This window comes from Paraburkholderia sp. NMBU_R16 (assembly GCF_013282575.1).
In the GTDB taxonomy this organism is placed as follows: Bacteria; Pseudomonadota; Gammaproteobacteria; order Burkholderiales; family Burkholderiaceae; genus Trinickia.
The window spans coordinates 1-2,377 of the sequence record NZ_JAAAYE010000153.1; the positions used below are offsets into that span (position 1 = coordinate 1).

General features: G+C 53.8%; 2 protein-coding genes and 1 pseudogene. All 3 read left to right on the forward strand.

Features of this window, described 5'->3' with window-relative positions:
• A partial coding sequence (locus tag GWC77_RS27360; RefSeq protein WP_173259959.1) for an IS4 family transposase occupies nt 1-118 on the forward strand: 118 nt, incomplete at its 5' end.
• Nucleotides 119-1,083: 965 nt separating this feature from the next.
• Nucleotides 1,084-1,281 (forward strand): annotated as a pseudogene (locus GWC77_RS27365) (DDE-type integrase/transposase/recombinase); the annotation flags it as partial.
• 540 nt (nt 1,282-1,821) lie between these two features.
• Nucleotides 1,822-2,175, forward strand: a complete 354-nt coding sequence (locus GWC77_RS27370; protein ID WP_173262510.1) for a hypothetical protein — start codon at nt 1,822-1,824, stop codon at nt 2,173-2,175.
• The last annotated feature ends 202 nt before the right edge of the window (nt 2,176-2,377 follow it).

Consider the following 2,377-nt stretch of genomic DNA (forward strand, 5'->3'; position numbering starts at 1 on the left):
CCGCAAAGGCGACGGCGAGCCTGGCGTCAAGACCATCTGGCTAGGCATGCAGCGCGTGGTGGATTTTGCTGCTGGTATCAGATACGCGCGTGAGCTCGAGCAGCAGACTTGTGTGTAATGGAATGGGGTTGAAGATGGTGAGGTAGACGATTTTATCGCGGCCCTTCAAGATCGCCATAATGGTGTTAGACAACTGCACATGGGGCAAGTTGTGTTCGCGGACGGGGAAGATGTTCTCAATCGATTAATTGATGCTTTGGGAAATAACAAATCTTTGCGAAGCTTGAGATTGCCCGCGACGCGGGTTAGTGACCGTCAGCTCGGCAGGTTGTCCCAATTGCCGCAGCTAGAGGAGCTGGAGATATCAATTCCGGAACTCCGAAAACTAACGGAAATTGGGCCTTTTCTCAAAATCATTGCTCGTTGTCACGACCTTAAGACACTTAGGATAGCAAACAGGAGTTTTTTTGAAGACGGGTGCGAATATGATAATCCGGAGGGAGGGACGGCTATAATAAACCATATTATCGAGGCCGCTGTCTACTCGAACAGCTTAACTTGCCTTGATTTCAGCCGCTACACAGACAGCCGCTGGCACCGAGATGTCTATGGACCCATTTATATGCGGGAGACGTCAGCTGACGTGTTCCGGGAAGTGGAACGTGACTGCGCCCCCGATGCGCATGGGCGCGGAAAAATGGCGATGACCTCCGAGGAGCAACGAGCGAACGGGAGCACGCAGCGAGCCTGGCTAAATAGGACGTACGGAACCGAGACAACAGCGTTATAGCGCCACAGCTCCCGTGCCGTGGCAGCGATGTGTTCGCGCGGTATTGTCAAGTTGTTCGGTGCGCGGACGAGCAGAGGCGTTGCGAAGGTGTGCGCTGCTGCTTACGCCGCCCAGCGGGCGCACGAAGCCCTTTACCAGGCGGCGGCTTTGTTCGGCAGGGCCACTTGTCGAAGAACGAAATAACTGCGAATTTGAACGAATATTCTGCGCACGGCAGATTGAGCCGACGAGCAAGTCGAGGTAAGGGTTTGCAGCACGGTTGGTCCGCTTCTTCGCAAGATGCGCAAACGCCCATCGTGATTCGCCAATGCAAGTATCTGAACAACATCGTGGAGCAGGATCACCGGGCCATCAAACGCATCACTAAACTGATGCTCGGTTTCAAGGATTTCCGGTGCGCGCGCATCATCCTGGCCGGCATCGAAATCATGCATATGATCCGCAAACGGCAAATGAAACACGATGGCACAACCCGAACGGTGGCCGCGTAGTTCTATTCGCTGATTATGTGAGGACTCCTAATCAAATCGCCGCTGCTCGTCCCGGCTCCCTTATCGCGACACAACCCACCGATTCTACTCGCCCTCGTTAATGCGACATAACCGTTTTGAGTCATGGATGCCGCAGATGAAAAATGGGGCACCGTTATCGCCTGGCGCTCCATGTCCCCTCCATGTGTCACGCAGCGTTGAACCTCGCCCGGCTTCGGCAATCGCTTCGCTTTTTCGCGAGGGATGCCTACATTTGAATCCGAGTCACTATTGTAGTTGATTTAATGTTGGGGGCAAGGGATGACACGAATCGACGGTATTAGCCGCGCAGACGGACATAGCGAAAATAACGATGGTTCGATCCGCCCCCCCGGGTCGCGCGGTCCCCTGCGGTCGACCAGATCTCCTCACCCGTTAATCAGTACCTTGCTCGCGGAAGTGCGAGAGGCGCCGCGGGTATTGACGTCGCAGCGCACCCGATCCACATCTTGTTACGATCACAAAAAGACGATTGATAGCGTTGCCGCTTGGCGAAGCTGTATGCTTGAGATTGCTGGTGGAACGTATATAGGTTCGGTTATCGACGCCTCTAACCTGCGTCTTGATGGTTCGGGTGTGACGGGGGACGAGTCGGAATACAGGCTGGGAGATGTAGTAGATGGCCTGGTTCGCTTGCTACAGATGCCTGGGAGTCGGATCACTCAAATTCACTTACCCAGGATTACGGCACAAGAGGCGATGGACTTGGTGCATGTGCTGTGTACGCCGGGTAACCCGCTCGTTTTACTCGATTTTCGTCAATGCCAATTTACTCCAAAAGAGAGAGCTGATTTTTACGAGGTAGTTAGCAATGCCATGCGTCAGAACGGGAAAGATTGCGAAATCAAGCTATGAACGGCTTTGTTCGGCAGGCCCGTTTGTGTCAGAAATGCATAGTTGCGTCCGCAACCAAATGGGCGCATACCCTCCTGGGTCTGTCAGAAATTTCGTGTTCAAGGCATATGATGCTCCCCAGGAGAAAATATGCCTCGCAAACCCAAGACCCCACCGGTAGAGCTGCCGGCGATTCCTGCTGAACTTCTTGAGCAGTTCGGCA